Here is a 15,748-nt window from a genome sequence, read left to right as displayed (position 1 = left end):
AGATGGGTATAAGAGACAGGGTGTGCTGGTCCCCGCCTGGGTGGACCCGGTGAGCGGTTACCGCTGGTACGACCCCGAGCAGTGCGACGAGGCCCGTACGACTCCGGGCATGACCGGGGCCGAGCTGGCCAACCTCGCCAACGAGGCCGCTCTGCTCGCGGTCAAGCGGAGGCAGCAACAGGTGACGCAGGCCGACTTCTCGGAGGCGCTGGAGAAGGTCCAGCTGGGCGCGGAGCGCGCCCTGGTGATGCCCGAGGAGGAGCGTCGGCGCACGGCGTACCACGAGAGCGGGCACGCCCTGCTCGGCATGCTGCAGCCCGGCGCCGACCCCGTCCGCAAGATCACCATCGTCCCGCGCGGGAGGGCGCTCGGCGTGACGCTGTCGACGCCGGAGTCCGACAAGTACGCGTACACGGAGGAGTACCTGCGCGGCCGCATCATCGGCGCGCTGGGCGGCATGGCGGCGGAGCACGTCGTCTACGGGGTCATCACGACCGGCTCGGAGCACGATCTGGAGCAGGTCACCAACATCGCGCGCGGGATGGTGGCCCGGTGGGGCATGAGCGAGCACCTGGGCCGCCTGTCCGCCCTGCCGAGCGACGCCCAGCAGGCGTACGGGCTGGCGGCCGCCCCGCAGACGCTGGACGCGATCGACACCGAGATGCGGCGCATCGTCGACGAGTGCTACGAGGAGGCGTGCCGCAAGCTGCGTGACCACCGGGGGCAGCTGGACGCGCTGGCGCGGGCCCTGCTGGAGAACGAGACGCTGGAGGAGGCCGACGCCTACCGGGTCGCGGGGATCCCCCGTCTGCGGAAGGACGCGGAGATCAATGGTGGCTCGTGAGGACGTCCACGGCGTTCACGGAGTCCGTGCGATCAGGTAGCGGAAGACGTTCGGCATCCACACCGTGCCGTCGGGCCGCTGGTGGGTGTGCAGGGCCTCCGTCAGTTCCTTGTCGACCTGGTTCCGGTCGGTCGCGGCGATCGCCGCGTCGAACAGTCCCGTGGAGAGCAGTCCGCGCACCGCGCTGTCGAGGTCGGCGTAGCCGAAGGGGCAGGAGACCCGGCCGGAGCCGTCGGGCCGCAGGCCGGCGCGGCGGGCCACCTCCTCGAGGTCGTCGCGCAGGGCGGGGCGCCAGCTGCCCGGGCCGTGCAGCGGATCGGCCGGCTTGGCGGCCACCCGCAGGACGGACGACGTGGCGCAGCGCTCCGGAGGTCCCCAGCCGGTCAGCACCACGGGTGCCCCGTGGGTGGCGAGCGGTGCCGCCGCGGTGAGCAGGTCGCCCAGCCCTTCGGAGTCTTCGGCGAGGCAGCCGATCGGCTCGAAGGAGGTCACGAGGGTGTAGGGCGTGCGGGTGTCCGCGGCGTCCTGCGGTGATCCGTCGACGATCCGGACACTTGGAGTGCGCGGAGTGGCCGGGGAGGACGTACGCGCGCGTGTGCCCCACGGTTCCGGCAGCAGCCGCTGCCGGGCGAGGGCGAGCCGTTCCGGGCAGGAGGAGTCGACACCGGTGACCGCCGCGCCTCTGGACGCCGCCAGGAGCAGGGCCAGTCCGGAGCCGCAGCCGAGTGCCAGCAGCCGCGTGCCGGAGCCCACTTCCAGTCGCTCGTAGACGGCTTCGTAGAGCGGGACCAGCATCCGCTCCTGGATCTCGGACCAGTCACGCGCGCGTGCACGGGAATCCACGCGAGGCGCCGTCCCCGCGTGACGTACGTGCTGTCGCACGAGCGTAGGTGTCATGGATAAGCGCCCCAATCCGCCGAGAATTGCTGTTGTGCCCGATTCCGTGGCCCCGTGCAGTGCGCTCGCACTTCCTCCGTATGCCAGGTAACTGCGAGCCTTCCCTCGCGTCCAGGGGTCGTGTGGCCCTGCTTGCGCGCCGCGGGTGCCCGGGGCGGGAATTCGCATTCCGGCAATCCGGTCCTCGGGCCGGCGTGTCCGGAAGTCGACGGGCCCGTCGGGGCGGCGCCGAGCGCCGGCGGCGCACGAGGTAACGTCGCGGTGGCCGCGGGCGCTGACCGGAGTGAGACCCTCAGGGCCGGGAAGCGGCCGAAACGTCTCTTGCGCGTGGCGCGATCCCGCAGCACCGGCGTACGCAGCGGGCGTACGCGCCGGTGCGTACTCCCTTTGCGCACCACCTTGGTACGAGCTGCGAGGCTTTTCCGCAGATCAGCGCACCCGCCCTCGTCAGGACGCATCAGCGGCAACTGACGGGTACGTGCAAATTATTTGGGATGCCCCGGAATAGGAACACAGCGGCACCCCGGCTCGTTGTCGTTACGTGAGCACGACACCACCTGTTCTCGCCGCAGAGCTGGCGCAGGCGTGGGCCGACATTCAGCGGTACCACCCCGAGCTGCCGGATCTTGCCGCGCCCGAGTCCCTGATCGGGGAGTCGTCGTCCGCGTGCGGACACGAGCTCTCCTTCGAGCGACTGCTTCACGAGGCAGTCCACGGCATCGCCGCCGCGCGCGGGGTACGCGACACCTCCCGCGCCGGCCGCTACCACAACCGCAGGTTCCTCGCGATCGCCGAGGAGCTGGGCCTGGACCACCCCGAGGAGCCGCATCCGAGCAGCGGCTTCTCACTGGTCACGCTCAGCCCCGAGGCCAAGCGGCGGTACCGCCCGACGACCGAGCGCCTCCAGCGTGCGCTGAAGGCCCACACGGCCGCCACGTCCGCCGACACCAGCCGCACCTTCCGCGGCCCGGCCGCCCGCCACGGCTCCTCCGGCGGCGGCGTCCGGGTCAAGGCGGTGTGCGACTGCGGCCGCAACGTCCGGGTCGTCCCCTCGGTCCTGGCCCAGGCCCCGATCACGTGCGGCGGCTGCGGCCAGCCGTTCAGGATCCCGGAGCCCGTGGGCGCGGCGGCGAACTGAGCCACGGCTGCTCGTGGCAGCCGTGGCTTGGTGTCAGTGTCCGCTCGTAGCCGCGTCCACCCGTGCCTCCTCTCCAAGGAGTGGGGGTCCCCCTGCTCGAGTGAGGCCGAGAGCTCGGGGGAGGGTGGACGCATCCGCCCCACGGCACCCGGAACGCCGGGTGCCGCTCAGGCCTGCCCAAGTGCGGCCGGCCGTACCCCGCCAAAACCGTCCCGTGGGGTGTGGCACAATGGCTAGCTGTACTCGACAGCCGCACAGGACCCCTCTCTCCTCCGGCTGACGCGTCCATCGGGCACCTCGGGTACCGCAACCCCACGCGGCGTCTCCGCCGTGCCCAACCACGTCAATTCCAGGAGAACCCACTCCCGTGGCAGTCAAGATCAAGCTGAAGCGTCTGGGCAAGATCCGTTCGCCTCACTACCGCATTGTCGTCGCCGACTCCCGTACCCGTCGTGACGGCCGGGCGATCGAGGAGATCGGCCTGTACCACCCGGTGCAGAACCCCTCGCGCATCGAGGTCAACGCCGAGCGCGTGGCGTACTGGCTCTCCGTCGGCGCCCAGCCGACCGAGCCCGTGCTCGCCATCCTGAAGAAGACCGGTGACTGGCAGAAGTTCAAGGGCGAGCCCGCCCCTGCTCCGCTGCTGCAGCCGACGGAGAAGGCCGTGCGTCCGTCGTTCGAGGCCCTCGGTGGGGACGACGAGGCCAAGGGTGAGGCGATCACCCAGAAGAAGAAGGCTGAGAAGAAGGACGAGGCCGCCGCCGAGTCCGAGTCGACCGAGGCCTGAGCAGCATGCTCGAGGAGGCGCTTGAGCACCTCGTGAAGGGCATCGTCGACAACCCTGACGATGTGCAGGTCGCCTCGCGCAACCTGCGCCGCGGACGCGTGCTCGAGGTCCGGGTCCACCCCGACGACCTCGGCAAGGTGATCGGCCGCAACGGTCGTACCGCACGCGCCCTGCGCACCGTCGTGGGCGCCATCGGCGGCCGTGGTGTCCGCGTCGACCTCGTCGACGTGGACCACGTCCGCTGACGCTTATCGCAACCGGCTCGGGCCGGGGACGGCCACGGGGCCGTCCCCGGCCCGTAGTCGTTCATCGGATCTCCTCCGGGAAACCCGGTCCCTTCAGGACGGGGATGAATCGGACTCCTGCGGAGCAGGGCAGGGAAAGGCGAATCGCCGTCAGGGCGATTCTTCCTCCGGCAGCCATGGCCTCCAGACGGGTGATAGGTTCTGAATTGCCCGGTCGGCGAGAACCAAGTCGGTCGGGCCTACCGCCGGGCTGGCGGAATGTCAGGTCTGTGGAGCTGGCGTAAGACCGATGACTGGCACACCAGTCCTCGCCGTTTGTTCGGGTCGGCTGCTGTCGATGAAGCAGAAAGCTCAACCCGTGAGGGTTGAATCCCCCTGCCTCAGCCGGGGGAGATGTCAAGACAGGAGATCTTCACAAGTGCAGCTGGTAGTCGCACGGATCGGCCGCGCCCACGGCATCAAGGGCGAGGTCACCGTGGAGGTGCGTACCGACGAGCCGGAACTCAGGCTCGCCCCCGGCGCCGTACTGGCCACCGACCCGGCAACCGCCGGACCGCTGACCATCGAGACGGGCCGCGTGCACAGCGGCCGACTGCTCCTGCGCTTCGAGGGCGTGAACGACCGCAACGCCGCAGAGGCCCTCCGCAACACCCTCCTGATCGCCGAGGTCGACCCGGAGGAGCTTCCCGAGGGCGAGGACGAGTACTACGACCACCAGCTGATCGACCTCGACGTCGTCACCGAGGACGGCACGGAGGTCGGCCGGATCACCGAGATCTCCCACCTGCCCTCCCAGGACCTGTTCATCGTCGAGCGCCCGGACGGCAGCGAGGTGATGATCCCCTTCGTCGAGGAGATCGTCACCGAGATCGACCTGGAGGAGCAGCGGGCCGTCGTCGCCCCGCCGCCGGGCCTGATCGACGACCGTGCAGAGGTGGCTTCGTCCAGGGACGACAGCGCATGAGGCTCGACGTCGTCACGATCTTCCCCGAGTACCTGGAACCGCTGAACGTCTCCCTCGTCGGCAAGGCACGCGCGCGTGGACAGCTGAACGTGCACGTGCACGATCTGCGCGCGTGGACGTACGACCGGCACCACACGGTCGACGACACGCCCTACGGCGGCGGCCCCGGCATGGTGATGAAGACCGAGTCCTGGGGCGACGCCCTCGACTCCGTCCTCGCCGACGGCTACGAGACCGGCTCCCACGCGCCCGCGCTCGTCGTCCCGACGCCCAGCGGCCGTCCGTTCACCCAGGAACTCGCCGGCGAGCTCTCCGCGCGCCCCTGGCTGATCTTCACGCCCGCCCGCTACGAGGGCATCGACCGCCGGGTCATGGACGAGTACGCCACCCGGATGCCCGTCTACGAGGTGTCCATCGGCGACTACGTCCTCGCCGGCGGGGAAGCGGCCGTCCTGGTCGTCACCGAGGCCGTGGCCCGGCTGCTGCCCGGCGTGCTGGGCAACGCCGAGTCGCACCGCGACGACTCCTTCGCACCCGGCACCATGGCCAACCTCCTGGAGGGCCCCGTCTACACCAAGCCGCCCCTCTGGCGCGGTCGCGGCATCCCCGAGGTGCTGCTCAGCGGCCACCACGGGAAGATCGCCCGCTGGCGCCGCGACGAGGCCCTCAGGCGTACGACGGCCAGCCGGCCCGACCTCATCGAGCGCTGCGATCCCGGGGTCTTCGACAAGAAGGACCGGGAGATGCTGTCCATCCTGGGCTGGGCGCCGGACCCCGACGGCGAGCCGTACGGCAGATTTTGGCGCAGGACCGCGGGCGTGGAAGAATAGGCTGCTGTTGTGCGCTGTCCGGCGTGCGCCCCTGCCACAGGGGGACAGGACGTCCGCCCCGACCCGTACGACATCGATCCCGAACATCTAGTTCCCGTTGATGACCTGTGGCATCAGCGAAGAAAGCAGACGAAATGTCTCACCTGCTCGACACCGTCGACGCCGCGTCGCTCCGCGAGGACATCCCGGCCTTCCGCCCGGGTGACACCGTCAACGTCCACGTCCGCGTCATCGAGGGCAACCGCTCCCGTGTGCAGCAGTTCAAGGGCGTGGTGATCCGCCGCCAGGGCTCCGGCGTGCGCGAGACCTTCACCGTCCGCAAGGTCTCCTTCTCCGTCGGCGTCGAGCGCACCTTCCCGGTGCACACCCCAATCGTCGAGAAGATCGAGCTGGTCACCAAGGGTGACGTGCGCCGCGCCAAGCTGTACTACCTGCGCGAGCTGCGCGGCAAGGCCGCGAAGATCAAGGAGAAGCGCGAGAGCTGAGCGCCTCCCGGGGTTCAGAGCGGGGCCGGATACCATTCGGCCCCGATGGACACCGAAGCATGGCCGACGGAGCGCGACCGCTCCTCCCGCCCCTCCGACACCGGACCCGAGCAGGCTCCGGGTGCGCGGGGGCCGGAGGACCGGTCGCGTTCGGCGTTGGTGGCGCGGATCACCGAGTGGCTCCCCGGTGGGCGGATCACCCTGACCGCGCTGATCTGCCTGGTCTTCCTGCTGCTCCTCAGCACGTTCGTGGTGCAACCGTTCCAGGTTTCGAGCGGCTCCATGGAGCAGGGATTGAGGATCGGGGACCGCGTTGCCGTAAACAAGTTGGCGTACCGTTTCGGTGCCGCGCCGCGGCGCGGTGACGTCGTCGTGTTCGACGGAACCGAGTACTTCGGGGACGCCGACTACATCAAACGCGTTGTGGGTGTAGGGGGAGACCACGTGGTCTGCTGCGACAAGGACGGGAGGATCCAGGTGAACGGCCGGTCGGTCGACGAGTCGACGTTCCTCCACCCCGGTGACCGCTCCTCCGCGGTGCCGTTCGACGTCGTCGTTCCCGACGGCACCCTGTTCGTCCTCGGCGACCACCGCGACGCCTCCAGCGACTCCCGCGACCACCTGGGCTCGCCGGGCGGCGGCATGATTCCGGTCGGCAACGTGGTCGGCCGGGCGGACTGGATCGTCTGGCCCTTCGGCCACCGGGCCCGCCTGCAGCACCCCGGCGCCTACGCGCGCGTGCCCACCGCCGGCCCCGCGGGCGGCGCCCATGGGTAACCGCGGCAGACCGCGCGGCGTCTCCGCCAGCGCCGCCGACAACCTCCTGCCCACCGGGGCGCGGCGCGCCGCCAGTCCGGCCGGCGGCCGCACCCGCGCGGAGCGGCGCAAGCTGCAGCGCAAGGTCAGGCGCAGGCGCAGGCGCTCCGCGATCCGGGAGATACCGCTCCTCGTCGGCGTCGCCGTGCTCATAGCCCTGGTGCTGAAGACCTTCCTCGTGCAGGCCTTCGTGATCCCGTCGGGCTCCATGGAACAGACCATCCAGATCGGCGACCGGGTCCTGGTCGACAAGTTCACCCCCTGGTTCGGCTCCAAGCCGCAGCGCGGGGACGTCGTCGTCTTCCACGACCCGGGCGGCTGGCTGGCCGGCGAGCAGACGGTCAAGAAGGACGACCCCGTCGTCGTCAAACAGGTCAAGCAGGGCCTCACCTTCATCGGTCTGCTGCCCTCCGACGACGAGAAGGACCTCATCAAGCGGGTCGTCGGCGTCGGCGGGGACCACGTCAAGTGCTGCGACGCGCAGGGCAGGGTGACCGTCAACGGCGTTCCCCTGAACGAGGGGGACTACCTCTACCCGGGCAACGCCCCCTCCAGTACCCCGTTCGACATCACCGTTCCCTCCGGCCGGCTGTGGGTGATGGGCGACCACCGGGACAACTCCGCCGACTCGCGCGCCCACCAGGACACCGCGTACGGCGGCACGGTCCCGGAGGACTCCGTGGTGGGGCGTGCCAGGGTGATCGGCTGGCCCGTCGGCCGCTGGTCCGTGCTGAGTGAACCGAAAACCTTCTCGGCGGTGTCCGACGCGGCGGCTGGATCGACCGCCGCCCCCCGGGTGTCGCATAGGGTTGCCCAGGACGGTCCGAACGGATTGGTCCAGCTCCCGAGCCCTGCGGAACTCCCGCTCGTTATGGGAGTGGTGGGCCTGCGCCGGGCATGGCGCGGGCGGCGGCACGGAGTAAGGAGTTGGCGTGGGGGATGTGGCGGTTGGCGCACGGTCCGGACACGACGGCGAGGAGCACCGCGGACACCCCGGGGAGGCAGCGAACCGGGCTGCGGACAGCGCCGTGACCTCCGGGAGTGAGAGCGAAGCGGCCGAGGACGGCACAGTGACGGAGCACAGGGGCGGCGGTGACCGGGGGAGCGGCGACGGCAGCCCGCAGGGGGCGAAGCCGCGTTCCTTCTGGAAGGAACTGCCCATCCTGATCGGTATCGCGCTGGTGCTGGCGCTGCTGATCAAGACCTTCCTCGTACAGGCGTTCTCCATCCCCTCGGACTCGATGCAGAACACCCTGCAGCGGGGCGACCGGGTCCTGGTCGACAAGCTGACCCCGTGGTTCGGCTCCCAGCCCGAGCGCGGCGAGGTCGTCGTCTTCCACGACCCGGACAACTGGCTGGCCGGCGAGCCGACGCCCACGCCCAACGCGCTGCAGACGGTGCTCAGCTGGATCGGCCTGATGCCGTCCGCGGAGGAGAAGGACCTCATCAAGCGGGTCGTCGGCGTGGGCGGCGACACCGTGGAGTGCGGGAAAACCGGTCCGCTGCTGGTCAACGGCCACGCGCTGGACGAGCCGTACGTCTACCCGGGCAACACGCCGTGCTCCGTCGACTCCGAGGGCGGCCAGTTCAAGGTGAAGGTGCCCGAGGGATTCATCTGGGTCATGGGCGACCACCGGCAGAACTCGCGGGACTCGCGCTACAACCAGAACGACAAGAACCACGGCATGGTCCCGGTCGAGGACGTGGTCGGCCGTGCCATCGTCAAGGCCTGGCCGATCAACCGCTGGGGCACCCTGCCCGTTCCGGACACCTTCGACCAGCCGGGCATCGGTTCGCAGCCCTCGGCGGCGGGCGCCCTGACGGTGGCCCCCCACGGAGTGGCCCTGACCGCGGTCGTGCCGGTGGCGCTGTGGCGGCGCAGGCGCGCCGCGAAGGTCCAGGCCGGCACGGGGAGCGCGAGGGCGGCCACGGGGAGCCGCTGAGCCACCGGGACGCCGTCCTCCTCGGCGGACCTGGGGTGAAACCCTCGTGAAGCCCCCGGCGGTGGCCGGGAAAGAGGGGCTGCCCCGTCTCGGTACCGCCGGGTAGGGTGCGGGTCCATGGGTGGCGAGAGCACGACGCGTACGGCCCCGCGCAGCGGCGGCACAGGCCGGGGCCCGGCGGGCGGCAAGGCCGGACAGCGGTTGTCCGGGCTGATCGTGGCGCTGGGCCTGGTGCTGTTCCTCGGCGGGTTCGCGTGGGCGGCGGTGGTCTACCGGCCGTACACGGTGCCCACCAGTTCGATGGCGCCGACCATCGGCATGGGCGCCCGGGTGCTGGCCCAGCGCGTGGACGGCGGCGAGGTGCGCCGCGGTGACGTCGTCGTCTTCCATGACAGGACGTGGGTGCAGAACGCGCCCGTGATCAAGCGCGTGGTCGCCGTCGGCGGTGACACGGTCTCCTGCTGCAAGCAGGGCAAGCTGACCGTCAACGGCAAGCAGATCGACGAGCCGTACCTGAAGGGCCGCGCCGCCGAGGCCGGCGGCTTCCCGGCGGTGGAGGTGCCGCGGGGCCGGCTGTTCCTGCTCGGCGACGAGCGCCAGGGCTCCCTGGACTCCACCGCCCACCTCACGGACGCGGCCGAGGGCACCGTCTCGCGTGACGCCGTGAGCGCCCGGGTGGACGCCGTGGTGTGGCCGGTGAACGGCATGCTGGAGCGCCCCACCGGCTTCGAGGCGCTCGGCGCCCTGTCCCCGCCGGGCCCGCTGCGCACGATGCTCCTGATGATCGTCTCCGGTGCCGTCCTCGTTCTCGGCGGGGCCGCCTACGGTCCGGTCGCCAACCTGCTGGGCGGCTCGCGCGCCCGTACCCGGACGGAGCCGGCCGGTGCCCGCTGAGGCCGCGGACGCGTTCGAGGGCGGACTGCGCAAGGTGGCGCGGGTGGTCCTGCTCGATCCCGCGGACCGCATCCTGCTGCTGCACGGCCACGAGCCGGACGACCCGGCCGACGACTGGTGGTTCACGCCCGGCGGCGGCCTGGAGGGTGCCGAGACGCGGGAAGAGGCGGCCCTGAGGGAACTCGCGGAGGAGACCGGCATCACCGAGGTCGAGCTCGGCCCGGTGCTGTGGCGCCGCAAATGCTCGTTCCCGTTCGCGGGCCGACGCTGGGACCAGGACGAGTGGTACTACCTGGCCCGTACGGACCGGACGGCGACCGCGGCCACGGCCCTGACCGAGCTGGAGCGGCGCAGTGTCGCCGGAGCGCGCTGGTGGACGTGCCAGGAACTGATCCGGGCACATGAGACGGTGTATCCGACCAGACTCGCCGAGCTGCTGCGCACGCTGCTCGACGAAGGCCCCCCGGCCGGGCCCGTGGTGCTGGACACGGAGATTGTCTAGCGGCGGACGGGACTGGCGCACAATGGTGGGACCGCACGGCTGAAGGGGAACATGCCATGAGCGCCGAGGACCTCGAAAAGTACGAGACCGAGATGGAGCTCAAGCTCTACCGGGAGTACCGCGATGTCGTCGGTCTGTTCAAATACGTGATCGAGACCGAGCGGCGCTTCTACCTCACCAACGACTACGAGATGCAGGTCCACTCGGTACAGGGCGAGGTGTTCTTCGAGGTGTCGATGGCTGACGCCTGGGTGTGGGACATGTACCGGCCGGCCAGGTTCGTGAAGCAGGTACGGGTCCTGACGTTCAAGGACGTGAACATTGAGGAGCTGAACAAGACCGATCTGGAGCTGCCCGGCGGGTGAGAGCGGCCGGCCGTCGTCGCTCTGCGTCGCTCGTACGGGTGGCCGAGTTGTCCACAACCGGCGAGTAACCCACCAAGATCCACTCGGTCGGGGCGGATGCGTGACCGTTGGCGCCGGAGGTGGTGCCGACATGAACACCCAACAGTCACGCAGCGCACTCGGCAGGTACGGAGAGGACCTGGCCGCCCGTCGGCTGACCCGGGCCGGCATGACGGTCCTGGAGCGCAACTGGCGCTGCGGCAGGGCCGGCGAGATCGACATCGTGGCCCGGGACGGCGACGTCCTGGTCGTCTGCGAGGTGAAGACCCGCAGGCAGGGCCTCTTCGAGCATCCGATGGCCGCGGTCACCCCGGAGAAGGCCGAGCGGCTGCGCGGCCTGGCCGAACGCTGGATCCAGTCCCACGGAGGGGCGCCACCCGGAGGCGTCCGCATCGACGTGGTCGGTGTCCTGCTGCCCCGGCGTGGCGCGCCCGTCGTCGAGCACGTACGGGGGGCGGCCTGATGGGATTCGCGCGTACGTGCTCCGTGGCCCTCGTCGGTGTCGAGGGCGTGGTCGTCGAGGTCCAGGCCGACCTCGAACCGGGTGTCGCCGCGTTCACCCTGGTGGGCCTGCCGGACAAGAGCCTGATCGAGAGCCGGGACCGGGTGCGGGCGGCGGTGGTCAACTCCGGCGGCGAATGGCCGCAGAAGAAGCTCACGGTGGGCCTCAGCCCGGCCTCGGTGCCCAAGGCCGGCAGCGGTTTCGACCTGGCCGTGGCCTGCGCGGTGCTCGGTGCCGCCGAGCGGATCGACCCCCGGGTGCTCGCCGACATCGTCATGATCGGCGAACTCGGCCTGGACGGGCGGGTCCGGCCCGTCCGGGGCATCCTCCCGGCGGTGCTGGCCGCCGCGGACGCCGGATACGAGCAGGTGGTCGTGCCCGAGTGCGCCGCCACCGAGGCCGCACTGGTGCCCGGCGTCTCCGTGCTCGGCATCCGCAGCCTGCGGCAGCTGATCGCCGTGCTGACCGACGAACCGGTCCCCGAGGAACACCAGGACGAACCCGGCCGCCCGGACCCTCTCCTCGCCGGTCTGCGCCTGCCCGGCACGGGTGCGGCCGCCGGCATGCACAGCGTGGGCGCCGCCCAGCAGGACCAGGAACACGACCTCGCCGACGTCGTGGGTCAGCTCTCCGCCCGTACGGCGGTGGAGGTCGCCGCGGCCGGCGGACACCACCTGTTCCTCGAAGGGCCACCCGGCGCGGGCAAGACCATGCTCGCCGAGCGGCTGCCCGCGGTCCTGCCCCGGCTCGCCCGGCAGGAGTCCCTGGAGGTCACGGCCATCCACTCGGTGGCCGGGCTCCTGCCACCGGGCAAGCCGCTGATCGACCTCGCTCCCTACTGCGCCCCCCACCACTCGGCCACCCTGCAGGCCCTCGTCGGCGGCGGTCCCGGCATGGCGCGGCCCGGCGCCGTCTCTCTCGCCCACCGGGGCGTGCTCTTCCTCGACGAGACCCCGGAGTTCAGCAGCCACGCCCTCGACGCCCTGCGCCAGCCCCTGGAGGCGGGCCATGTGGTGATCGCCCGCAGCGCAGGAGTCGTGCGGTTCCCGGCCAGGTTCCTGATGGTCCTCGCCGCCAACCCGTGCCCCTGCGGCCGCTTCTCGCAGCGGGACAGCCTGTGCGAGTGCCCGCCCTCGGCGATCCGCCGCTACCAGGCCCGGCTCTCCGGACCGCTGCTCGACCGGGTCGACCTGCGCGTCGAGGTCGATCCCGTCACCCGCTCCGAGCTCGCCCGGCGCGGCGCCCGCGGCGAGGCCACGACGACGGTCGCCGACCGGGTGCGGGCCGCCCGGCAGCGCGCGGCGGCGCGCCTCGCGGGAACGCCGTGGCGGACCAACAGCGAAGTCCCCGGCCGCGAGCTGCGCAGCCGCTGGCACGCGGCCGCCGGCGCGATGGAGGAGGCCGAACGCAGCCTGGAGCGCGGTGTCCTCACCGCCCGCGGCCTCGACCGCGTCCTGCGGGTCGCCTGGACGGTGGCCGATCTCGCCGGCCACGACCGGCCCGGCGCCACGGACGTCGCCCTGGCGCTGCAGCTGCGCACCGGAGTGCCACGCGGCGTGCCCATGACCATCGGGGCACCGGCATGAGCACCCCGGCCGGACCCGACCGCGAACTGCTCGCCCGGGTCTTCCTCAGCCGGGTCCTCGAGCCCGGGGACGAGGTCGGCGGGCGGTGGCTGCGGGAGCTCGGGGCCGAGGAAGTGGCCCGGCGGCTGCGGGCCGGGGCGCCGCGGCTCGCCGGGGTGTCGGACAAGCGGTGGGCGGGACTGTGTGCACGGGCGGCCCTGACCGAACCCGAACGGGACCTCGCCCTCGCGCGCGAGACCGGGACGCGGTTCGTGCGTCCCGGCGACACCGAGTGGCCCGCCCAGCTCGACGACCTCGGCGACGCCCGCCCCACGGGACTGTGGGTGCGCGGCCGGCCCAGTCTGCGGATATGGGCGCTGCGCTCGGTCTCCGTGGTCGGCGCCCGCGCCTGCACCCAGTACGGCGCCCACATGGCCGCCACCCTCGCCGCCGGCCTCGCCGAACACGGCTGGGTGGTGGTTTCCGGCGGCGCCTACGGAGTCGACGGCGCCGCCCACCGCGGCGCGCTCGGCGCGGGCGGCGCCACGGCCGCCGTCCTGGCCTGCGGCGTCGATCGGCCCTACCCGCGCGGGCACACCGAGTTGATCACCAGGATCGCGCAGCAGGGCCTGGTCGTCGGAGAGCTGCCGCCCGGTGACCACCCGACACCGAGCAGATTCATCGTCCGCAACCGGGTCATCGCGGCGCTCACCCGGGGCACCGTGGTCGTCGAGGCCGCCCACCGCAGCGGGTCGCTGGTCACCGCGCGGGCGGCACAGCGGCTGGGCCGTCACACCATGGGCGTGCCCGGCCCGGCCACCAGCGCGCTCTCCGTCGGCGTCCACGAACTCCTGCGCGGCGGGGCCACGCTGGTCACCGACGCCGCGGACGTCGTCGAGCTGGTCGGCGCCATCGGCGAACTCGCCCCCGACCGGCGCGGCCCCGTACTCCCGCGCGACCTGCTGGAACCCGACGCCCGGCAGGTCCTGGCCGCGCTGCCCGCCCGCGGCGCGGCGACACCGGCCGAGATCGCCCGCGACGCCCGGACGACCCCGGACGACGTGATCGCGAGACTGTACGAACTCCGATCGCTCGGTTACGTCGAACGGCTCGGCGAGGGATGGAAGTTGACACGCCAGGCGGTGGTCTCGGCCCGGGCGGGCCGGGACGGATGCTGACCGAGTGTGTTCGGCTGTCCGGGGGAATCCCGGACTGCTCCGGGGATTCCCGCAGTTGGGCGTTTTCCCGGTCACCGAGGGTGACGTGTGCGACCCGGCGGGGCGCACGGCGGAACGAATCTGCGCACGCTTCGCACCCCGCCGTTCGCGCACCGCGACTCTCCAGTCACGCTACGCTCACGTGGTTCCGACCAGAGAGACGACCCCGACCGACAGCTCACCCAGACGCCCGCACTCCACGGCAGAACGGCACAAGGCGACGAATGCCCCAGCACACCTCCGGACCCGACCGGGCGGCGATCCCCCCAGCCGCCCGTGACGGTGGCAGCGTGCGGCCGCCCGCTCCCTCGACGCTCGACGAGCTGTGGCGGTCGTACAAGGCGACGGGGGACGACCGGCTGCGGGAGCAGTTGATCCTGCACTACTCGCCGCTCGTCAAGTACGTCGCCGGCCGGGTGAGCGTCGGCCTGCCGCCCAACGTGGAGCAGGCCGACTTCGTCTCCTCCGGGGTCTTCGGGCTCATCGACGCGATCGAGAAGTTCGACATCGACCGGGAGATCAAGTTCGAGACCTACGCGATCACCCGGATCCGGGGCGCGATGATCGACGAGCTGCGGGCGCTGGACTGGATCCCCCGGTCGGTGCGGCAGAAGGCGCGCAACGTCGAGCGGGCCTACGCGACCCTGGAGGCACGGCTGCGGCGCACTCCGACCGAGGGCGAGGTGGCCGCCGAGATGGGCATCCCGGTGGACGAACTGCACGCCGTCTTCAGCCAGTTGTCGCTGGCCAACGTGGTGGCGCTGGAGGAGTTGCTGCACGTCGGCGGCGAGGGCGGGGACCGGCTGAGCCTCATGGACACCCTGGAGGACACCGCCGCCGACAACCCGGTGGAGGTGGCCGAGGACCGGGAGCTGCGCCGGTTCCTGGCCCGGGCGATCAACACGCTGCCCGACCGGGAGAAGACCGTCGTCACGCTGTACTACTACGAAGGCCTCACGCTGGCCGAGATCGGCAACGTGCTCGGGGTGACCGAGAGCCGGGTCAGCCAGATCCACACCAAGTCGGTGCTGCAGCTGCGCGCCAAGCTGGCGAGCTTCGGACGCTGACCCGGACGGAGTGCCTCCCGTGGCGGGTGGCGCGTCCGTACAGTGGTTGACGTGCCAAGGATTCGAGCGGCCTCCGTGGCCGAGCACCGGTCGATGCAGCGAGCCGCCCTGCTGGACGCGGCACGGACCCTGCTGTCCGAGGGCGGGACGGAAGCGCTGACCTTCCCGGCCCTGGCCGAGCGGACGGGGCTCGCGCGGTCGTCGGTGTACGAGTATTTCCGGTCACGGGCCGCCGTGGTCGAGGAGCTGTGCGAGGTCGACTTCCCGGTGTGGGCCGCGGAGGTCTCGGCGGCCATGGCGACCGCCGGCGGGCCGGAGACCAAGGTCGAGGCGTACGTCCGCAAGCAGCTTGAGCTGGTGGGGGACCGGCGGCACCGGGCCGTCGTGGCCATCTCCGCGAGCGAGCTGGACTCCGGCGCGCGGGAGAAGATCCGCGCCGCCCACGGGGGGCTCGTCGCCATGATCGTCGAGGCGCTGGGGGAGCTTGGGCACGGTCAGCCCCGTCTTGCTGCGATGCTGGTGCAGGGCGTCGTGGACGCGGCTGTGCGGAGGGTCGAGCTGGGCGCCGCGGAGGACCCCGAGCAGATCGCGGAGGCCGCGGTGGGGATGGCTCTGCGCGGGGTGTGCGGCTGAGGCGGGCTGTGGCCG

18 protein-coding genes and 1 pseudogene are annotated in these 15,748 nt (G+C 71.7%); 18 read left to right on the top strand and 1 reads right to left on the bottom strand.

The features are described 5' to 3' along the window. Positions 1–844, top strand: a pseudogene (locus C1I97_RS14750) (ATP-dependent zinc metalloprotease FtsH); the annotation flags it as partial. A 15-nt stretch (positions 845–859) separates the two neighbouring features. On the opposite strand, the gene C1I97_RS14745 reads toward C1I97_RS14750, so the two are convergent. Further along, positions 860–1,741: a class I SAM-dependent methyltransferase gene (locus tag C1I97_RS14745; protein ID WP_111003672.1), complete on the bottom strand. Its 882-nt coding sequence runs from the start codon at positions 1,739–1,741 to the stop codon at positions 860–862. A gap of 541 nt (positions 1,742–2,282) precedes the next feature. Between C1I97_RS14745 and C1I97_RS14740 the strand changes: the two genes are divergently transcribed. The 17 genes from C1I97_RS14740 (at position 2,283) to C1I97_RS14660 (ending at position 15,733) form a co-directional block, all read left to right on the top strand. Beyond that, positions 2,283–2,879 carry a hypothetical protein gene (locus tag C1I97_RS14740; protein ID WP_111003671.1) on the top strand — a complete coding sequence of 199 codons (597 nt, stop codon included), beginning with the start codon at positions 2,283–2,285 and terminating at the stop codon, positions 2,877–2,879. Between the two features lie 367 nt (positions 2,880–3,246). Continuing rightward, on the top strand, positions 3,247–3,666 hold the full coding sequence (rpsP, locus tag C1I97_RS14735; protein ID WP_111003670.1) for a 30S ribosomal protein S16: 420 nt from the start codon (positions 3,247–3,249) through the stop codon (positions 3,664–3,666). Positions 3,667–3,671: 5 nt separating this feature from the next. Next, positions 3,672–3,911, top strand: a complete 240-nt coding sequence (locus C1I97_RS14730) for an RNA-binding protein (protein WP_003973401.1) — start codon at positions 3,672–3,674, stop codon at positions 3,909–3,911. 418 nt (positions 3,912–4,329) lie between these two features. Further along, a complete protein-coding gene (gene rimM / locus C1I97_RS14725) occupies positions 4,330–4,875 on the top strand; it encodes a ribosome maturation factor RimM (protein WP_111003669.1) in 546 nt (181 codons plus the stop codon). After that, a complete protein-coding gene (trmD, locus tag C1I97_RS14720; protein ID WP_111003668.1) occupies positions 4,872–5,705 on the top strand; it encodes a tRNA (guanosine(37)-N1)-methyltransferase TrmD in 834 nt (277 codons plus the stop codon). Before rimM ends, trmD begins: the two co-directional genes overlap by 4 nt. 134 nt (positions 5,706–5,839) lie before the next feature. Beyond that, the gene (rplS, locus tag C1I97_RS14715) at positions 5,840–6,190 is read left to right on the top strand and encodes a 50S ribosomal protein L19 (protein WP_111003667.1); all 351 of its coding nucleotides are present in this window, start codon (positions 5,840–5,842) and stop codon (positions 6,188–6,190) included. A gap of 45 nt (positions 6,191–6,235) precedes the next feature. After that, complete coding sequence (gene lepB, locus C1I97_RS14710) at positions 6,236–6,967, top strand: signal peptidase I (RefSeq protein WP_111003666.1); 732 nt, start codon at positions 6,236–6,238, stop codon at positions 6,965–6,967. Further along, complete coding sequence (gene lepB / locus C1I97_RS14705) at positions 6,960–8,051, top strand: signal peptidase I (protein WP_111003665.1); 1,092 nt, start codon at positions 6,960–6,962, stop codon at positions 8,049–8,051. The genes lepB (C1I97_RS14710) and lepB (C1I97_RS14705) overlap by 8 nt, the downstream gene beginning before the upstream one ends. Further along, positions 7,939–8,949, top strand: a complete 1,011-nt coding sequence (lepB, locus tag C1I97_RS14700) for a signal peptidase I (protein WP_111003664.1) — start codon at positions 7,939–7,941, stop codon at positions 8,947–8,949. The genes lepB (C1I97_RS14705) and lepB (C1I97_RS14700) overlap by 113 nt, the downstream gene beginning before the upstream one ends. A gap of 117 nt (positions 8,950–9,066) precedes the next feature. Then, complete coding sequence (lepB, locus tag C1I97_RS14695) at positions 9,067–9,843, top strand: signal peptidase I (RefSeq protein ID WP_111003663.1); 777 nt, start codon at positions 9,067–9,069, stop codon at positions 9,841–9,843. Beyond that, positions 9,833–10,345, top strand: a complete 513-nt coding sequence (locus tag C1I97_RS14690; RefSeq protein ID WP_111003662.1) for an NUDIX hydrolase — start codon at positions 9,833–9,835, stop codon at positions 10,343–10,345. Before lepB (C1I97_RS14695) ends, C1I97_RS14690 begins: the two co-directional genes overlap by 11 nt. Before the next feature lie 56 nt (positions 10,346–10,401). After that, positions 10,402–10,710: a DUF2469 domain-containing protein gene (locus tag C1I97_RS14685; protein WP_008745401.1), complete on the top strand. Its 309-nt coding sequence runs from the start codon at positions 10,402–10,404 to the stop codon at positions 10,708–10,710. Positions 10,711–10,810: 100 nt separating this feature from the next. After that, positions 10,811–11,212: a YraN family protein gene (locus tag C1I97_RS14680; RefSeq protein WP_111003661.1), complete on the top strand. Its 402-nt coding sequence runs from the start codon at positions 10,811–10,813 to the stop codon at positions 11,210–11,212. After that, complete coding sequence (locus C1I97_RS14675; protein WP_111003660.1) at positions 11,212–12,837, top strand: YifB family Mg chelatase-like AAA ATPase; 1,626 nt, start codon at positions 11,212–11,214, stop codon at positions 12,835–12,837. Before C1I97_RS14680 ends, C1I97_RS14675 begins: the two co-directional genes overlap by 1 nt. Continuing rightward, the gene (gene dprA / locus C1I97_RS14670) at positions 12,834–13,994 is read left to right on the top strand and encodes a DNA-processing protein DprA (RefSeq protein WP_111003659.1); all 1,161 of its coding nucleotides are present in this window, start codon (positions 12,834–12,836) and stop codon (positions 13,992–13,994) included. Before C1I97_RS14675 ends, dprA begins: the two co-directional genes overlap by 4 nt. Before the next feature lie 263 nt (positions 13,995–14,257). Beyond that, positions 14,258–15,100, top strand: coding sequence for an RNA polymerase sigma factor WhiG (whiG, locus tag C1I97_RS14665; protein ID WP_073950272.1), 843 nt, complete (start codon positions 14,258–14,260; stop codon positions 15,098–15,100). Between the two features lie 75 nt (positions 15,101–15,175). Next, the gene (locus C1I97_RS14660; RefSeq protein WP_111003658.1) at positions 15,176–15,733 is read left to right on the top strand and encodes a TetR/AcrR family transcriptional regulator; all 558 of its coding nucleotides are present in this window, start codon (positions 15,176–15,178) and stop codon (positions 15,731–15,733) included. The last annotated feature ends 15 nt before the right edge of the window (positions 15,734–15,748 follow it).

This window comes from Streptomyces sp. NTH33, assembly GCF_003236365.1.
Classification (GTDB): domain Bacteria; phylum Actinomycetota; class Actinomycetes; order Streptomycetales; family Streptomycetaceae; genus Streptomyces.
The sequence above is the reverse complement of the archived record's forward strand: the minus strand, read 5'-3'. Positions and strand labels throughout refer to the sequence as shown.